General features: G+C 42.3%; 15 protein-coding genes. 1 reads left to right on the forward strand and 14 read right to left on the reverse strand.

Features of this window, described 5'->3' with window-relative positions; all coding sequences use genetic code 11:
* Positions 1 to 13 precede the first annotated feature (13 nt).
* The 4 genes from aguA to G587_RS0101125 all read right to left on the reverse strand — a co-directional run bounded on the left by aguA (position 14) and on the right by G587_RS0101125 (position 3,996).
* A complete protein-coding gene (gene aguA, locus G587_RS20880) occupies positions 14 to 1,234 on the reverse strand; it encodes an agmatine deiminase (RefSeq protein WP_051200503.1) in 1,221 nt (406 codons plus the stop codon).
* An 84-nt stretch (positions 1,235 to 1,318) separates the two neighbouring features.
* Positions 1,319 to 1,948 carry a uracil phosphoribosyltransferase gene (gene upp / locus G587_RS0101115; RefSeq protein ID WP_026490723.1) on the reverse strand — a complete coding sequence of 210 codons (630 nt, stop codon included), beginning with the start codon at positions 1,946 to 1,948 and terminating at the stop codon, positions 1,319 to 1,321.
* A 66-nt stretch (positions 1,949 to 2,014) separates the two neighbouring features.
* On the reverse strand, positions 2,015 to 3,253 hold the full coding sequence (gene nspC / locus G587_RS0101120) for a carboxynorspermidine decarboxylase (protein WP_026490724.1): 1,239 nt from the start codon (positions 3,251 to 3,253) through the stop codon (positions 2,015 to 2,017).
* Positions 3,250 to 3,996, reverse strand: coding sequence for a tRNA threonylcarbamoyladenosine dehydratase (locus G587_RS0101125; RefSeq protein WP_026490725.1), 747 nt, complete (start codon positions 3,994 to 3,996; stop codon positions 3,250 to 3,252). Before G587_RS0101125 ends, nspC begins: the two co-directional genes overlap by 4 nt.
* A gap of 207 nt (positions 3,997 to 4,203) precedes the next feature.
* Here G587_RS0101125 and G587_RS0101130 point away from each other — a divergent pair, with 207 nt between their 5' ends.
* Positions 4,204 to 4,572 carry a response regulator gene (locus tag G587_RS0101130; RefSeq protein WP_026490726.1) on the forward strand — a complete coding sequence of 123 codons (369 nt, stop codon included), beginning with the start codon at positions 4,204 to 4,206 and terminating at the stop codon, positions 4,570 to 4,572.
* Positions 4,573 to 4,680: 108 nt separating this feature from the next.
* Here G587_RS0101130 and G587_RS0101135 read toward each other — a convergent pair whose 3' ends face one another.
* From G587_RS0101135 to ilvD, 10 genes are all read right to left on the reverse strand, one after another.
* Positions 4,681 to 5,943, reverse strand: coding sequence for a saccharopine dehydrogenase family protein (locus G587_RS0101135; RefSeq protein ID WP_026490727.1), 1,263 nt, complete (start codon positions 5,941 to 5,943; stop codon positions 4,681 to 4,683).
* 80 nt (positions 5,944 to 6,023) lie between these two features.
* Positions 6,024 to 6,887 carry a polyamine aminopropyltransferase gene (gene speE, locus G587_RS0101140; RefSeq protein ID WP_026490728.1) on the reverse strand — a complete coding sequence of 288 codons (864 nt, stop codon included), beginning with the start codon at positions 6,885 to 6,887 and terminating at the stop codon, positions 6,024 to 6,026.
* A 27-nt stretch (positions 6,888 to 6,914) separates the two neighbouring features.
* Positions 6,915 to 8,363, reverse strand: coding sequence for an aminotransferase class I/II-fold pyridoxal phosphate-dependent enzyme (locus G587_RS0101145; RefSeq protein ID WP_026490729.1), 1,449 nt, complete (start codon positions 8,361 to 8,363; stop codon positions 6,915 to 6,917).
* A 145-nt stretch (positions 8,364 to 8,508) separates the two neighbouring features.
* Positions 8,509 to 9,744, reverse strand: a complete 1,236-nt coding sequence (locus G587_RS0101150; protein ID WP_026490730.1) for a DUF1015 domain-containing protein — start codon at positions 9,742 to 9,744, stop codon at positions 8,509 to 8,511.
* Positions 9,745 to 9,813: 69 nt separating this feature from the next.
* Positions 9,814 to 10,983 carry a phosphoglycerate dehydrogenase gene (locus tag G587_RS0101155; protein ID WP_026490731.1) on the reverse strand — a complete coding sequence of 390 codons (1,170 nt, stop codon included), beginning with the start codon at positions 10,981 to 10,983 and terminating at the stop codon, positions 9,814 to 9,816.
* Positions 10,984 to 11,012: 29 nt separating this feature from the next.
* The gene (gene serC, locus G587_RS0101160) at positions 11,013 to 12,095 is read right to left on the reverse strand and encodes a 3-phosphoserine/phosphohydroxythreonine transaminase (protein WP_026490732.1); all 1,083 of its coding nucleotides are present in this window, start codon (positions 12,093 to 12,095) and stop codon (positions 11,013 to 11,015) included.
* A gap of 195 nt (positions 12,096 to 12,290) precedes the next feature.
* Positions 12,291 to 12,584, reverse strand: coding sequence for a GtrA family protein (locus G587_RS26820; protein WP_442855746.1), 294 nt, complete (start codon positions 12,582 to 12,584; stop codon positions 12,291 to 12,293).
* Positions 12,569 to 14,062: a L,D-transpeptidase gene (locus G587_RS0101170; protein WP_081679289.1), complete on the reverse strand. Its 1,494-nt coding sequence runs from the start codon at positions 14,060 to 14,062 to the stop codon at positions 12,569 to 12,571. Before G587_RS0101170 ends, G587_RS26820 begins: the two co-directional genes overlap by 16 nt.
* An 18-nt stretch (positions 14,063 to 14,080) precedes the next feature.
* Complete coding sequence (gene ilvB, locus G587_RS0101175) at positions 14,081 to 15,766, reverse strand: biosynthetic-type acetolactate synthase large subunit (RefSeq protein WP_026490735.1); 1,686 nt, start codon at positions 15,764 to 15,766, stop codon at positions 14,081 to 14,083.
* A gap of 77 nt (positions 15,767 to 15,843) precedes the next feature.
* Complete coding sequence (gene ilvD, locus G587_RS0101180) at positions 15,844 to 17,508, reverse strand: dihydroxy-acid dehydratase (protein WP_026490736.1); 1,665 nt, start codon at positions 17,506 to 17,508, stop codon at positions 15,844 to 15,846.
* Positions 17,509 to 17,513 lie beyond the last annotated feature (5 nt).

Raw genomic sequence — 17,513 nt, forward strand, 5'->3', positions numbered from 1 at the left:
TTGTTAGCCTCTCTTATTCGAAATTGACGGTCTTGCGTTTCATATTACTTACCTTTGCAGGAATCTGCTGAGTAATGCAGTGAATATTGCCGCCTCCTAGAAGAATATCTCTTGCAGGAACAGAGACAACCTCTCTGTTCTTGCATATCTTCTTTAGTATATTTACGGCCATGAGGTCGCTTTGCTTGTTTTCTCCACCAAAGGCAGGAACAAGCACTGATGAGTTTGTAAAATAGAAATTCACATAGCTTGCGGCAAGTCTCTCGCCTTCCTCGCGTTCATCCTCGCCGTCCTCAAAATCATAATTATCAACATCATCTTCAGTGACGCAAACAGGATTTTCAGGTATGGGCATCTTATGAATCTTTATCTGACGTCCTCTGGCATCAGTCTCGCCCTTAAGATATTCATAGCATGAAAGCGATAAGTCAAACTGCGGATCAAGCATATTGTCTGTCCATGCAAGAACCACCTCACCGGGAGCCACAAAGGCACAGACATTGTCTACGTGCTCGTTGGTTTCATCGTTATAAATTCCGGAAGGGAGCCATAAAACCTTTTCTGCCCCAAGGTATTCCTTCAGCTTATTTTCGATCTCATACTGACTAAGGAAAGGGTTTCTTCCTTCGCTCAAAAGGCAGCTCTCGGTAACCATGATAGTGCCTTCACCGTCAGAATGTATGGATCCGCCTTCAAGTACAAAGGGATGAGCGTCATAGCATTCTTTTCCAATAAGCTTACAAAAGCTGCTTGCTACAAGGTCGTCTTTGTCCCAATTTGCATAAAGGCCATCCACGTGTCCGCCCCATGCATTGAAAGCCCAGTCTATTCCTCTGATGTCACCCTCTTCATTTCGAACAAAGGTAGGACCTACATCTCTTGCCCACGCATCATCGGTCTCCATTTCAACAAGGTAGATTGTACCTGTGTCCCTGGGATTTATCTGGATGATTTTATTATCATCGCTCCTTACGTTAAATATTTTCTTTAAATTCATGGTATTTCTTTTAATAAAGTCCTTCGCCTCATAAGCGTCCTTCTCGTTTACAAGGACAAAGAGAACCTCAGACTTTATTATTTTAGAAAATATCCTGCAAAAGGCCTTCTTTGCAGCAGTTGAGTCTATTCCCCAGCTTCCCGGTCTTACCGGCCATATCATTATTGTTGCATCATGCAGATCATATTCTGCAGGCATGCTATATCCATCTTTACCAGGTGTAATCATATCAGCCATATTGTCACTAACCTCTAAAAAAGCTGGAACTTACTAAAAAGAAATACTTTAAAGGGTTCCAGCTTTATATTTAATAACAACTAATTATTTTGTTCCAAAAATACGATCTCCGGCATCACCAAGTCCGGGAACGATGTACTTGTTCTCGTTAAGGCAATCATCAATATGAGCAACAGTGATCGGTACATCAGGATGCTCTGAAACAACCTTGTCAATTCCCTCAGGAGCAGCGATAAGGCAGATAAATCTCATCTTCTTAACGCCCTTCTGCTTGAAAAGCTCGATTGCATCGCAGGCAGAACCGCCTGTAGCAAGCATGGGATCAAGGATAATAACCTCTCTCTCACCGATATCCTCGGGAGCCTTAAAGAAATAATTAACAGGCTCGAATGTTTCTTCATCACGGTACATTCCTACGTGAGCGATCTTCGCATTGGGAATAACCTTAAGTACTCCGTCAAGAAGTCCCATTCCAGCTCTCATGATAGGAGCAAATGCATAATTATCTTCGTTAAGTCTTCCCATTTTTATTGTCTTAATAGGAGTCTCAACTACTGTCTCCTCAAGCGGAACATCACGCATAGCTTCATATACAAGATAAGCTCCGATCTCACCTACAAGCTCTCTGAAAAGCTTTGTACCTGTGTGCTTGTCTCTTAAGATGGACAATTTATGTTCAATCAAAGGATGATCCAAAACTGTAACATTTTTCATATTTCCTCTACCTCCGTCAATTAACTGTTAGCATAATATCATAAATTCGAGTGTTTATAAAGTCTGTTACAGCCTACATTTGAAATCATCATAGCCAAATTTTTTCACAACCTCCGTAGAGGAATCTTCGTGAAGCACAGCTATATCAGGTAATGGCATTCCGTTAAAGGTGTTGTTCTTTACCATGCTGTATATAGCCATGTCCTCAAAGCAGAGCCTGTCACCTATTTTTATTTCGTTATCAAAGCTGTAATCGCCTATGACATCTCCGGCAAGGCAGGTCCTTGATGAAAGTCTGTAAGTATACTTCTTCGCTCCTGGCTCGCCGCCATCCCTAAGCGGAGGTCTGTAGGGCATCTCCAGCACATCAGGCATATGGCATGCAGCAGATGTATCAAGGATAAGTACAGGATATTTCTCTGTAGTAACAATGTCCATGACAGTAGTTATAACATATCCTGCATCCAGAGCTATTGCCTCTCCGGGCTCAAGGTATACCTGGAGCCCATAGGTGTTTCTTATATATTTAACAAGCTCTATGAGACCTTCTCTGTCGTAATCGGGCTTTGTGATATGATGTCCGCCGCCAAGATTTATCCATTTAAGATGACTGTCATTATTTTTACCGGGCAAATACTTCCCGAAGGCTTTTTCAAAGGCTTCAAAGGTCTCCTTTAAGGGCTCAAAGCCCTGCTCACATAAAGTATGGAAGTGCAGTCCTTCTACGCCATCAGGTAATTTGTCCCCGAGATCGCAGACTCTTATTCCAAGTCTTGATCCAGGAGCGCAGGGATCGTATATCTCATGGTCATCCTGAGTTGAGAATTCGGGATTTACCCTTATACCTACTGAAAAGCCGTTTCTTACTTTAGGTTCATCGTTTGAGCCCTTCTCGTTAACAGCCTTTTCCCATACAGCTCTGTGATGCTCAAGCTGATTTATGGAATTAAAAACCAGATGGTCAGCTATATCGCATATTTCCTTCATCTCCTCATCGCCAAACGCTGGCTCAAAAACATGTATCTCAGGAAGCTTTGTACTTGAGGTTATGTTTGAAGCTTCAAGGTGCTTTCTTTGCTCCTTAGTGTAAAACTCCTCACAGGCAAGCTTTGCCTCAAAAAGACCGGATGACGTGGTTCCTGCAAGGTACTCAGCAATTACCGGATAAGTGCTGTAGGCTGAAAATGCCTTTTGAGCAAGAAGTATTTTCGCGTCGGATCTTTCCTGTACATCCTTTAAAATTCTGCAGTTTTCTATTAGTTTCTTTTCATCTATAACATAGACCGGAGTCTTTAGATTGTTCATTTATCAGAGCATCCTTCCTTAAGTAAATCCTTCACCACCTCGCTTGCGATAACAAGTCCGCAGGCAGCAGGTGTAAATGCGGTGCTTCCGGGTGTACTTCTTCTTGAAGAGCCTGATGCCTTAAGTTCTGCGGCATCCTCCGCTCTTACAGCCGGCTTAATTGGTTCTTCATCAGAAAATACAACTTTAAGCTTTCTAATATTTCTCTTTTTAAGCTCGCGTCTCATAACCTTACATAAAGGGCAGACACTGGTCTTATAAATGTCAGTCACCCTGAATCTTGAGGGATCAAGCTTATTGCCGGCGCCCATGGCACTTATTACAGGTGTGCCACATTCCTTTGCTCTCATTATGATTTCAAGCTTTGCGGTAACTGTATCCACCGCATCAACTACATAATCATATTTATTAAAATCAAAATCATCGGCATTTTCGGGAAGATAAAAACAGTTATGTATATTTACCTTCACATCAGGATTGATTGCATGCATCCTCTCCTTCATAACCTCTGTTTTATATTTCCCAATAGTTGTTTTTAGAGCGATTATCTGTCTGTTTAAGTTACTTTCAGCTACAGTGTCGCTATCTATAAGATCAAATGAACCGATTCCGCTTCGTACAAGGGCTTCACACACATAGCCGCCAACACCTCCGATGCCGAATATAGCAACGTGGCTGTTATGGAGTTTTTCTATAGCATCTTCTCCCAAAAGAAGGCCGGTTCTTGAAAACATCTCTTCCATTAGCTACTCTCCTATAAAATTTGCACAATCATTTTACTTCATTTTTATGTAGCTGTAACTAAAATCAGACCAAAATCAGAATTTATTTTTCTTTAATGAAATTGTAACTCTTTTTTATTGGATATTAGGTAATTTTGTTGTAATAATATTTTATAGGAGATTTTTTAATATAAAACTATTGTCTGATTCATAGGGATTGGAGTTAAAATGCGCAAACGAATTCTAATAGCTGACGATACAACATTTATGCGTGAAATGCTTAAATCATCACTGGACAAGGAAAAATATGAGATCATCGGAGAAGCAAAAACAGGTAAGCAGGCTGTAGATCTGTTCAAGGATAAAAAGCCTGATCTTCTCATTCTCGATATTAATATGCCCGAAATGAACGGTATTGATGCACTTACGGAAGTAATGGAATTTGACCCTAAGGCAAACGTTATCATGTGCTCTGACCAGAAGCAGGAGCCAATGATTGTGCTTGCTCTTAAGAAGGGTGCAAAGGATTTCGTCGTAAAGCCCTTCATGGCCAGCGATGTACTTCGCGCTTTGAGTAAGGTTTTTAAGGACGACTGATTATTTGTATTTTCAATATGCCTTTCATGCACGCGTCTGTGCATATAAATAAAATCAGGACAAGCCATCATAGCCTGCCCTGATTTTTCTTTATGTTCATTATTTTTATCAATCGATAAGTGTAGGATTCTCCTCAACAACCCAGGGAAGCCCATACTCATTAAGCATTTCCATGTACGGATCGGGATCGAACTCGTCTGTAGTAAATACGCCGGGCTTCTTCCACTGACCTGTTACAACAAGAGCTGTACCGATCATTGCCGGTACACCTGTTGTGTAGCTGATAGCCTGTGAGCCAAGCTCCTTGTAGCATTCCTGATGATCACATACGTTGTAGATGTAGATTGTTCTCTCTTTACCATCCTTGATACCGCGGAAGATACAACCGATATTGGTCTTACCAACGGTTCTGGGGCCAAGGCTTGCAGGATCAGGAAGAAGTGCCTTCAGGAACTGGATAGGAACAATCTCTCTTCCCTCGAACATTACAGGACTTGTTGAAAGCATTCCGACATCCTCAAGACATCTCATGTGATCAAGATAGCTCTGGCCAAAGGTCATGAAGAAACGAATTCTCTTAACCTCAGGGAAGTTTCTTCCAAGAGCCTCGATCTCCTCATGATGAAGAAGGTACATATCCTTCTTACCAACCTGAGCAAAATCATACTCTCTCTTGATCTCCATGGGCTTGGTCTCAACCCAGTGTCCATTCTCCCAGTAGCTTCCGTTTGCAGAAACCTCACGAAGGTTGATCTCAGGGTTGAAGTTGGTAGCAAAAGCATAGCCGTGATCGCCACCGTTGCAGTCCATGATATCGATATAGTGAATCTCATCAAAGTAATGCTTCTTTGCATAAGCTGTAAATACAGAGGTTACGCCGGGATCAAAGCCTGTTCCCAGAAGAGCTGTAAGACCTGCCTCCTTGAACTTATCAAAATAAGCCCACTGCCAGCTGTAATCAAAGTATGCTGTAAAGCCCTTCTCCTTGCAGCGCTTCTCGTAGATCTTTCTCCACTCCGGATCGTCTGTATCCTCAGGCTCATAGTTAGCTGTATCAATATAATCAACCTTGCAGGCAAGGCATGCGTCCATGATTGTAAGATCCTGATAAGGAAGTGCTACATTAAGCACTGCATCAGGCTTATAGCTGGTAATAACTCTCTTGATATCCTCTACGTCATCAGCATTTACTGTATCTGTTGTAATCTTAACAGGTGTGCCTGCCTTCTCAAGCTTTTCCTTAAGAGCATCACACTTACTTACTGTACGTGATGCAATGCACATCTCTGTGAAAACCTTGCTGTTCTGTGCGCACTTCTGAATTGCAACCTGTGCAACACCGCCACAACCAATTACTAATAATCTACTCATTTTTTATCCTCCTAATTACCCTCATCTGGCACTTCGTGCCACCTTCCCCCCAAAAAGGGGAAGGCTTTGCATATGATGGATTATCTAGACATAGCCTCTTCTTCCTGCAACAAATCCTCAACGTATTTAGGAAGCATGAATGCGCCCTTGTGAAGATGTGTTGTGTAATACCAGGTCTTTATATTTCTCTCATCCCATCTGTCAGGATTGAAGTCCTTCAAGGGATGATATTTCTTACTTGCAAATCCGAATAACCAATATCCTGCAGGGCAGGTAGGAATATGTGCCTGATAAACCCTGTTAATAGGGAATACTCTGTAGGCCTTCCTGTGCATTGCTCTGCAGCTCTCCTCGTCCTCGTCATAGAACGGGCTTCCGTGCTGGTAAACCATGATTCCATCATCGTGAAGAGCCTTATAGCAGCTGCCGTAGAATTCCTTTGTGAAAAGTCCGGCCTCATGTCCCAGGGGTTCTGTTACGTCGTTGATAATAAGGTCGTACATATCCTCACATTTTCTGAGGTACTTAAGACCGTCCTGATAATAGATATGAACTCTGTCGTCATCAAGACCACAGGCATTGTCCGGGAAGTACTGCTTACAAACCTCGACGAACATATTATCAGGCTCAACCACGTCAATAACCTTGATCTCTTCGTAGTGACTGAGTTCTCTGGCAACACCGCCATCGCCGCCGCCAAGAACAAGGACTCTCTGAACCTTAGGATGAACAGCCATAGGCACATGAACTATCATCTCGTCGTAAGTGAACTCGTCCTTTTCTGAAAAAATAATATTACCGTCAGAAGCAAGGAATTTACCAAATTCCGGAGAATCAAATACGTCTATTCTCTGAAATTCACTTGATCCTGAAAAAAGCTGCTTCGCAAGTCGAATGCTGATCTTAACATTCTGCGTATGCATATCACTGAACCAATAATCCATTTCAGCCATAGTCAATCATCCTTTCTTTTACTTTAAAACCTGTAATTCGGAAATGTCCTCACTCTCAGGTCCCTGCATGGAGCATCCCTTCTCCTTGGCAGTCATAATGTAATCAAGAATCTCCTCTGTAACCACCTCACCAGGAGAAATGATCGGAATTCCCGGAGGATAGCACATAACTGATTCCGCAGAGATTCTTCCAACAGTCTCTCTTATGGGAAGTGCTTCCTTCTCAGCATAGAAGGCCTCCTGAGGAGTTGCCTTAACTATAGGTGTTACATATTCTGCAGAGAAAAAGCTCTGCTCTGGCTTAGCGTAAAGTCTTCTGATATCTGAAAGTGCTCCTGCGAGTCTCTCGATATCCTGAAGCCTGTCACCGATGGAAATATACGCCATAACGTTTGATAAATCACCAAATTCCATCTGTATGTCATATTCATCACGAAGAAGATCATAGACTTCAATTCCGGTGAGGCCGACACCTCTTGTGTTTACAACAAGCTTGGTCTCATCAAAGTCATAGATACTTCCGCCGTTTATAAGCTCGTGACCATAGGCATAATAGCCGGGAATCTCGTTAATCTCTTCCCTTGCATATTTTGCCATTCCTGTAACCTTCTCAAAGGAATCATGTCCATGAAGAGCAAGGTTTCTTCTTGAAATATCAAGACTAGCTATAAGCAGATAGCTTGCACTTGTGGTCTGTGTAAGGTTAACGATTCTGCTTATGTATCCTATATTAGCATTTTTGCCGCAAAGAAGAATTGAGCTCTGGGTAAGGCTCCCACCTGACTTATGCATACTGATTGCAGCCATGTCAGCACCAGCCTTCATACCACATAAAGGTAGGTTTGGTCCAAAATAAAGATGAGTTCCGTGAGCTTCATCAACCAGAGCCTTCATGCCGTTTGCATGAGCCAGGTCAACAATAGCCTGCAGATTAGAACATATTCCATAATATGAAGGGTTGTTGATAAGAATTGCCTTCGCATCAGGATTTTCCCTGACAGCAGCCTCTACATCTGAAAGCTCCATTCCGAGCGGAATTCCAAGCTTTGTATCAACCTTGGGATCAATATATACGGGAACCGCACCGCACAGGATAAGAGCATTAATGGCACTCTTATGGACATTTCTTGGCATGATGATTTTCTCACCATGCTTAACAGATGATAAAACCATGGCCTGAACAGCGCTGGTAGTTCCATTTACCATTAAGAAAGCATGCTCTGCTCCAAAAGCATCAGCAGTCAGCTCCTCAGCATCTTTAATTACAGAAACGGGATGACAAAGATTGTCCAGAGGCTTCATGGAGTTTACATCGATACCAACACACTGTTCTCCAAGAAAGCGCACTAATTCCGCATTACCGCGACCTCTCTTATGTCCAGGTACGTCAAAGGGCACCACTCTCTGTTTTCTAAATCTCTCAAGCGCTTCATATACAGGCGCTTTTCTCTGACGGTCCAGATTCAATTTGAACAAACCTCCGGCTCTAAAATATATCGAATAAAAAGGGCGGTATGCCTTTTGCATACTGCCCTTGCTAATTCTTTTTATAAAGGCAAAAACATCTTATCATTAATAGTAGTAAAGTCAAGTGAAATAGATGTTATTTGCTTCAAATAGCATGTATAAATAAACCGCTTAAAAGCTTTGGCTCAAACCAGGTTGATTTGGGTGGCATAAGCCTTCCTGCATCAGCTACCGCAAAGAGCTCATGGATATCTGTAGGATACATGGAAAATGCAAGAACGCAGTCCTTTTCACATCTCTTTTCAAGCTCACCAAGGCCTCTGATGCCGCCGACAAAATCTATCCTCGGATCGTTCTTGGGATCGCTGATATCAAGAACCGGTGTAAGTACGTTGTTCTGCAATATGCTTACATCAAGGCCGTCAACCGCATCTTCAGACATGATATCCTTATGAGCATTCAGTCTGTACCATTTCTTTCCAAGGTACATTCCTGCTTCACCCTTCTTTGAAGGCTTCACAGCTTCCTTTTCCTCGGTTATATCATATTTTTCGGCTATCTTGTCTTTAAACTCATCCTCGCTAAGTCCGTTGAGGTCCTTTATTACGCGGTTGTAATCCATGATCATAAGCTCTTTATCTGAAAATAAAACAGACAAGAAGAAATCATATTCCTTATTGCCGTTTGCATCAGGATCCGCAGCTCTTCTTTTTTGAGCTACCTTAACTGCAGAGGCGCATCTGTGGTGACCGTCAGCGATATAGATACTGTCCATACCCGCAAAGGCATCAGCAATTATTTTTATGTCGTTATCATTGGAAATAACGAAAACTCTGCTCTTTACATCCTGAGTAGTTACAAAGTCATAGACAGGCTTTTCGTGATTCCTTACTCTTTCCATGACCTCACGGATAGCAGCATTTTCTCTATAGCATAAGAAAATCGGACCGGTCTGGGCGTCGCAGGAATCAACATGATGGATTCTGTCTGCCTCCTTCTTGGCGAGTGTATTCTCATGCTTCTTAATAATATTGTTCTCATAATCAGCAACTGAGCTGCAGGCAACAATACCTGTCTGAACTCTGCCGTTCATGGTCTGCTCGTAAAGGTAATAGCAGGGCTTATTTTCATGAACAAAGGTCCCGTTCTCAATTTTCTCCCAAAGCATGTCATGTGCCTTCTGATATACCTCCTCTGAATACATGTCGTAGTCCTCAGGAAACTGAGTCTCGGGTCTGTCTATTGCAAGAAATGACATAGGCTCGCGCTGTACTTCTACTCTAGCCTCTTCTCTGTTGTAAACATCATAGGGAAGCGCTGCAACTCTTGAAGCTACTTCCTCATTTGGTCTGTACGCAGCAAATGCTCTTATATCAGCCATTTTTCACCTCTCAGTAATAAAAGATTAAGGCGCAAGGCTTTTACCCTGCGCCTGTAAACGTCTTATTTATTATACATCTTTTCTGACAACACGCACTCTGATAACGTCTTCAATCTTCTCGATTTCTTTTACAAGATCATCTGAGATACCACTCTCTACATCGATAATAGTGTAAGCATAATCGCCTCTTGATTTGTTTGTCATGTTAGAAATATTGTAGTTTGCGTTACCAAGAACCTGTGTGAACTTTCCGATCATACCGGAAACGTTCTTGTGAATGATAGCAAGTCTGGGACCTGTGCAGATTCCCTGCTCACAGCGGGGCATGTTAACTGAATTAACGATGTTACCGTTCTCAAGGTAATCCTTCATCTGAAGAACAGCCTTAACAGCACAGTTGTCCTCTGACTCCTCTGTTGATGCACCAAGGTGAGGAATTACGATACAGCCGTCGTGCCCTGATGTAACTGTGTTCGGGAAGTCTGTTACATACTTTCTGATCTTGCCGGAGTTGATTCCTGCAAGGATATCAGCCTCGTTGCAAAGAATGTCTCTTGCAAGGTTAAGGATGATAACGCCCTTCTTCATCTTTGCAATTGCTTCTGCATTAACCATGCCCTTTGTGCTGTCAAGTGCAGGAACATGGATTGTGATGATGTCGCACTTTGAATAGATATCATCTACATTTGTAACGTGCTTAACATCAGATGAGAGGCTCCATGCAGCATCTACTGAAAGATAAGGATCATATCCAAATACTTCCATACCAAGGTTTCTGGCTGCGTTGGCAACTCTTACACCGATTGCTCCAAGGCCGATGATACCAAGCTTCTTACCAGCGATCTCAGTTCCGGCAAACTTTTTCTTTGTCTTCTCTGTGAGCTTTGCGATCTCAGGATCACCTGCGTTTGCTCTAACCCACTCTACACCGCCGATGATGTCACGGGAAGCGATAAGCATTGCTGCAATAACCATCTCCTTAACACCGTTAGCGTTAGCACCGGGAGTATTGAAAACAACAATACCTTCCTCAGCACATCTGTCTACAGGGATGTTGTTTACACCTGCGCCTGCTCTTGCGATTGCAAGGAGGTTCTCAGAGAACTCCATCTCGTTCATGTTAGCGCTTCTTACAAGAACGCCATCAGCATCGTCGATATTATCAACTACTTCATACTGGTCTGTGAAGTTGTTAAGACCAATCTTTGCGATAGGATTAAGGCATTTATACTTAAACATTTTATTTATAATCTCCCTTCAGATTGAAATTACTGGTTTGCTTTCTCAAAGCTCTCCATAAAGTCAACGAGCTTCTGAACACCTTCCTTAGGCATAGCGTTGTAGATACTAGCACGCATACCACCAACTGTTCTGTGGCCCTTAAGGCTTACGAGACCGTTTGCAGTTGCCTCAGAGATGAACTTAGCATTGAGCTCTTCGCTGTCTGTGATGAAAGGAACGTTCATAAGTGATCTGTCCTCAGGTCTTACTGTTCCCTTGAACATCTTGCTGTTATCAAGGAAGTCGTAGAGGATTGCTGCCTTCTCTTCGTTTCTTCTCTTCATCTCCTCAAGACCGCCCTGTGCCTTAAGCCATTTGAATACAAGACCGCACATATAGATAGCCCAGCAGTTAGGTGTGTTGTATAAAGAACCGTTATCTGCCTGAGTCTTCCACTTAAGCATTGTAGGGACATAATCCGGAACATCATCTCTGATGAGATCTTCTCTGATGATGCTGATAACAAGACCGGCAGGTCCTACGTTCTTCTGAACACCGCCATAGATTACGCCGTAATCATTTACGTTTACAGGTTCAGATAAGAAGCATGAGGATACATCAGATACAAGGATGTGTCCCTTTGTGTTGGGAAGCTTCTTAAACTTTGTTCCATAAATTGTGTTGTTCTCGCAGATGTATACGTAATCAGCATCCTCAGGAATTGCGAGATCTGAGCAATCAGGAATATATGAGAAGGTCTTATCTGCACTTGAAGCAACCTCTACAGCATCTCCGTATTTCTTAGCTTCTGCCAGAGCCTTCTTAGCCCACTGACCAGTTACGATGTATGCAGCCTTCTTATTCTGCATAAGGTTCATGGGAACTGCAGCGAACTGCTGACTTGCACCACCCTGGAGGAATAATACCTTGTAGTTATCGGGAATGTTCATAAGATCCCTGATATCCTGCTCAGCAGTCTGGATAACCTGATCAAAAGCCTTGGATCTGTGGCTCATCTCGTTGATGGACATACCACTGCCATTGTAATCAAGCATTTCTGCTGCAGCCTGTTTTAAAACCTCTTCCGGAAGTGCTGCCGGACCTGCACTAAAATTGTAAACTCTGGACACTGTTTTTTCCTCCTATGGATCGTTTTCAAAAATCATAATTTTTTATGATTTTTATTTTTCGTTTTTCTTAAAGTTAAATTCATTTTAACCGTAAAATATTTTTTGTCAACTACATATTCCATAATTGATGTTATTTAATCATTTTAATTAAACTAATTCAAAAAAAGTGATGCTTTTTAGCATCACTTTTTTCTCTTAAATACAAATTTTCTTTAAAAATAATAGAACATAAAAAAACAGCAAAAAGTCAGCAGGGATCTTGCTTAGCACCTCTTCCCCTCCAATCATCCTGTGAAGATTTGCAACAATAAAAGCACTTATCGGCATCTGACTCGTTGAAACAATTAAAAATCTATAAAGTGTGTCTTTTTTACGTTGTTTTTTCTTAAAAACAAAGCGATGATTGAAGTTATATGACATGGTTGCAGATATAATTCTTCCATAACAACAAATAATTCCTGATATAAAAAGAACTAATAATATAATAATACTGGAACGCCTACTTCCACGGTTTCATATAGCTTTTCCATCAGTTCGAGAGGCGAATTTATACATCCGTGAGATCCTGAATGCTTATATATTTCGCCGCCAAAATCCTTTCTCCAGGTAGCGTCGTGAATGCCTATTCCCTTATTAACTCCAAGCCAGTAATTAACGTAAGAAGCATAATCAACGCCTCTTAAAATTGTATGGTATCTCTTGTTATAAATATGGAAAAGTCCAACCGGCGTACCTCTTCCAAGCCCTGTATTACCGGTTACTATATCGTACTCGATTTTAACCTTGCCATTTTTATAATATCTAAGATGCTGGTTCCCCATATCAACGAGGATATACTCTTTACCAAGCTCTGTGCCATCTATGACAAAGGATTTACCCGGGAAGGTAACCTCGGTCTGCTCAGGGCCTGTGCCTGTAACTGCCTCTACAAAGCTGGTATATTCCTTGGCAATATCATAGAGCTTACCATTTTTATTGCCGCTGACATAAATGAGGCCTTTTCCATCCTTCTGGAATCTGTCTATACACTTATTAGTATCGACATAACTAAGGCTATTCTCAAGGAAATCATATATCTTGGAGCAGCTAAGAAGAATGTTTCCGGCTTCATCCGTAACAAAATTCTCTTCAATCTTGTATTTGTCAGGGAATTCAATAACCTTATCTCCAGCAAGGAACATTCCACCCCCGGGATTTTCATCAGATAGCTCTTCATTCTGAGCCTTTGTAAGCTCATCAATTGTGACCATCCATTCAGAAACTGAAGACGGCTTTGCTGAAATCTCTGCTTCACCGATCTTTATGGAAGCCTTGAGATTCTGAACCTTTTCAATCTTCTGATAAAGGTCATAAAGCTTTTCATCCTCTTCGGATGCAGTTGCAATGTCATACAGTTCCTCATCGGTGCTGAGGTCCAACGCATACTGTCTGTTATAGAGACCGGCTTTGATATTCTCGAAATACTTATCAAAATTAGCTGATTTAATCTCGTTTTCTACAAGATAATAGCCTTCATCATCCTTTTTCAGCTCATAGATATCCTTATCCTGGACATCAAAAATGCCCCACGTTGAAAGAAGAGCCTTTAATTTCTCTTCATCAAATGTAGGATTACCAATAATTTCCCTATCCTTAGACTTAAACATATTAAGTCCCCAGGCAATCGGATTCTGTCTGTCGAGCATCTGCGTAAGCTCTTCAAGATAGTCCACACTGTAATCTATGGCTCCGGAGTCGACAAAAAAATCCTCCCCATCCATGCCTGTGACCACCATTCCGTTGTAGAAGGAATGGTTTTTAAGTTCCTCATTGGCCTGCGCAGGAGTTTTTCCAGTGCAATAGACCTCATTGATCCATGTGCCATAGGAAAAGCTGTCTGTGTAGTAAAAGCCCAAAAGCAGATACAATGTCAGACAAAGTCCCGCAGATAACGCCAATATTATGTATAGAATTCCCCTCTTTTTCATACCTTATACTTTGACAGATTATGCTCTATCCTTTCCCTCTAAATCTTTTTCATCAAAAGCTTCGCTTATTGAACCACCGGGTGAAACCATAGGAAATACCTTATCATCTGAATCAACGGCGATATCAATAAGAACTGGTCCTTTTGCAGCCAGAGCCTTTTTAAGAGCAGGCTCAACCTCATCCTTTTTCTTTACTCTGATAGCCATACAGCCAAGACCTTCAGCAACCTTGCAGTAATCAACCTTATCAGTGAGAACTGTATTTGAATAATGCTGGTTATAGTAAAGGTTCTGCCATTGTCTGACCATACCAAGTACCTGGTTGTTTATCACGATCTCAATAACATGAATATCGTATCTGCTTGCAGTTGCAAGCTCGTTCATATTCATTCTAAAGCAGCCATCACCTGCAATATTTACAACAGTCTTATCAGGCATACCTACCTTTGCACCTATGGCAGCGCCAAGGCCGTAGCCCATTGTTCCAAGACCACCTGAAGTAAGGAAGGTTCTGGGAGTCTTGAATTTATAGAACTGAGCAGTCCACATCTGATGCTGACCAACATCTGTTGAAACGATTGCTTCTCCGTTTGTAAGCTTATCCAGTGTTTCGATTACGTAAGGACATGTAAGTGCATTTTTATCATAATCAAGTGGAAAGTTCTTCTCGTATTCCTTGATGTGTGAAATCCACTCAGCGTGATTCTGCTGAGTAAGCTTATTATTTATTTTTGTTAAGACTTCCTTCAGATCGCCTACAATGTAATAGTCAGCGTGGATGTTCTTATTGATCTCAGCTGCATCAATGTCTATCTGCAGGATCTTTGCTTTCTTTGCAAAGGTCTTGGCGTTACCAATGACTCTGTCAGAGAATCTTGCACCAAGAGTTATAAGAAGATCGCACTCACTTACTCCGAAATTGGAGGTCTTTGTACCATGCATACCGATCATTCCGGTATAAAGGCTGTTGTGACCGCTGAAGGCACCCTTACCCATAAGTGTATCGCATACAGGAGACTGTATTCTCTCAGCCAGGGTCAGAAGCTCCTTATCAGCACCTGATATAACAGCACCGCCACCTACATAGATAAAGGGTCTCTTGGCATGCTCGATCATCTTTACAGCTGTCTGGATATCCTCCTCTGTGTACTTAACAGGCTTTTCCTTATGTACAGGCTTTGCAGGCTTATAGTCACACTTATTAGCTGTAACATCCTTTGTAATATCAACAATAACAGGACCGGGACGTCCGCTTCTTGCAATATCAAAGGCTTTTCTGATTGTATCTGCAAGCTGCTTTACATCCTTTACGATATAGCCATGCTTTGTTATAGGCATGGTAATGCCGGCGATATCTACCTCCTGGAAGGTATCCTTACCAAGAAGTGGAAGGTTAACATTACAGGTAATTGCTACAAGCGGAACTGAATCCATATAAGCTGTAGCAATACCGGTTACAAGGTTGGTTGAACCAGGGCCGCTTGTTGCGAGACAAACACCCACCTTACCTGTTGCCCTTGCGTAACCGTCAGCAGCATGGGAAGCACCCTGCTCATGAGATGTCAGAATGTGCTTTATCTTATCCTGCTGTTTGTAAAGTTCATCGTATACATTAAGAATTGTTCCGCCCGGATATCCGAAAACAGTGTCAACACCCTGTTCCTTAAGGCATTCCAAAACTATTTGCGCTCCTGTTAACTGCATAAGTTAGACTCCTTTTTTCAAATTCCTCATCTGTCACCCATGTGACAACTTCCCCATAGGGAAAATATTCTATATAATTACTTCACTTCAAGAATAGCACCTCTGTTACCGCTGGTTACCATCTTTTCGTATCTTGAAAGATAACCGGTTGTAACCTTGGGATCTCTGGGCTTCCACTCTGCTTTTCTCTTAGCGAGCTCCTCATCTGAAACCTTCATATCAAGCTTATTGTTGTTGATATCGATAGAGATGATATCTCCCTCTTTTACAAGAGCGATAGGTCCGCCTACAGCTGCTTCAGGAGATACATGTCCTATAGAAGCACCTCTGCTGGCACCTGAGAAGCGTCCGTCTGTAATAAGAGCAACTGATGAGCCAAGTCCCATTCCTGCAATTGCAGATGTAGGATTGAGCATCTCTCTCATTCCGGGGCCACCCTTAGGCCCTTCGTATCTGATTACAACAACGTCACCCTCTACGATCTTACCGCCAAGGATAGCTGCGATTGCATCCTCCTCGCAGTCAAATACTCTTGCAGGTCCTTCATGAACCATCATCTCGGGAACTACTGCAGATCTTTTAACGATACCTGTATCAGGAGCAAGATTACCCTTAAGTACAGCAATACCGCCGTTAGGCATGTAAGGATTCTCGATAGGTCTTATAACCTCAGGATCAAGATTATGAACACCGGCAATATTCTCACCTACCGTCTTGCCTGTACATGTAATAAGATCAAGGTGAAGAAGGTTCTTCTTTGCAAGCTCTGACATAACAGCATAGATTCCGCCTGCCTCGTTAAGATCCTCCATGTATGTAGGACCTGCAGGAGCAAGGTGGCAGAGATTAGGAGTTCTGTCAGAAATCTCGTTTGCCATCTCCATGTTGATCTCAATTCCTGCCTCATGAGCGATTGCAGGAATATGAAGCATTGTGTTTGTTGAGCAGCCAAGTGCCATATCCATAGCGAGAGCGTTCTCAAATGCTTCCTTTGTGAGAATGTCTCTGGGACGGATATTTTTCTCAATAAGCTCCATGATCTGGTAGCCGGCCTTCTTGGCAAGTCTGATACGTGCAGAATAAACTGCAGGGATGGTTCCGTTACCCCTAAGTCCCATACCGATTGCCTCTGTAAGGCAGTTCATAGAGTTAGCTGTATACATACCTGAGCATGAACCACAGGTAGGGCAAACCTTTTCCTCAAATTCAATAAGCTCATCATCTGTCATCTTACCTGCTGAAACGCTTCCTACAGCCTCGAACATTGAGCTAAGGGATCTCTTTTTACCATTTACACGTCCAGCCATCATAGGACCGCCGGAGCAGAAAATTGTAGGAATATTGATTCTTGCTGCAGCCATAAGAAGTCCGGGAACGCTCTTATCGCAGTTAGGAATCATAACAAGTCCGTCAAAGGCATGTGCCATTGCAAGGCACTCTGTACTGTCTGCAACAAGATCTCTTGTTACAAGTGAATACTTCATTCCAATGTGTCCCATTGCGATACCGTCACATACGGCAATTGCAGGAACAACTACCGGCATACCACCGGCTTCAGCTACGCCGAGCTTTACTGCCTCAGCAATTCTGTTAAGCTCCATATGTCCGGGAACTATGTCGCTCTGTGAGCTGACGATACCAATAAGAGGCTTTTTCCTCTCTTCTGCGGTGAAACCAAGTGCATTAAACAAGCTTCTGTGAGGAGCCTGTTGAAGTCCTTCCATTACGCGATCACTGTTCATAAAAA

This window comes from Butyrivibrio sp. XPD2002 (assembly GCF_000423945.1).
Classification (GTDB): Bacteria; Bacillota; Clostridia; order Lachnospirales; family Lachnospiraceae; genus Butyrivibrio.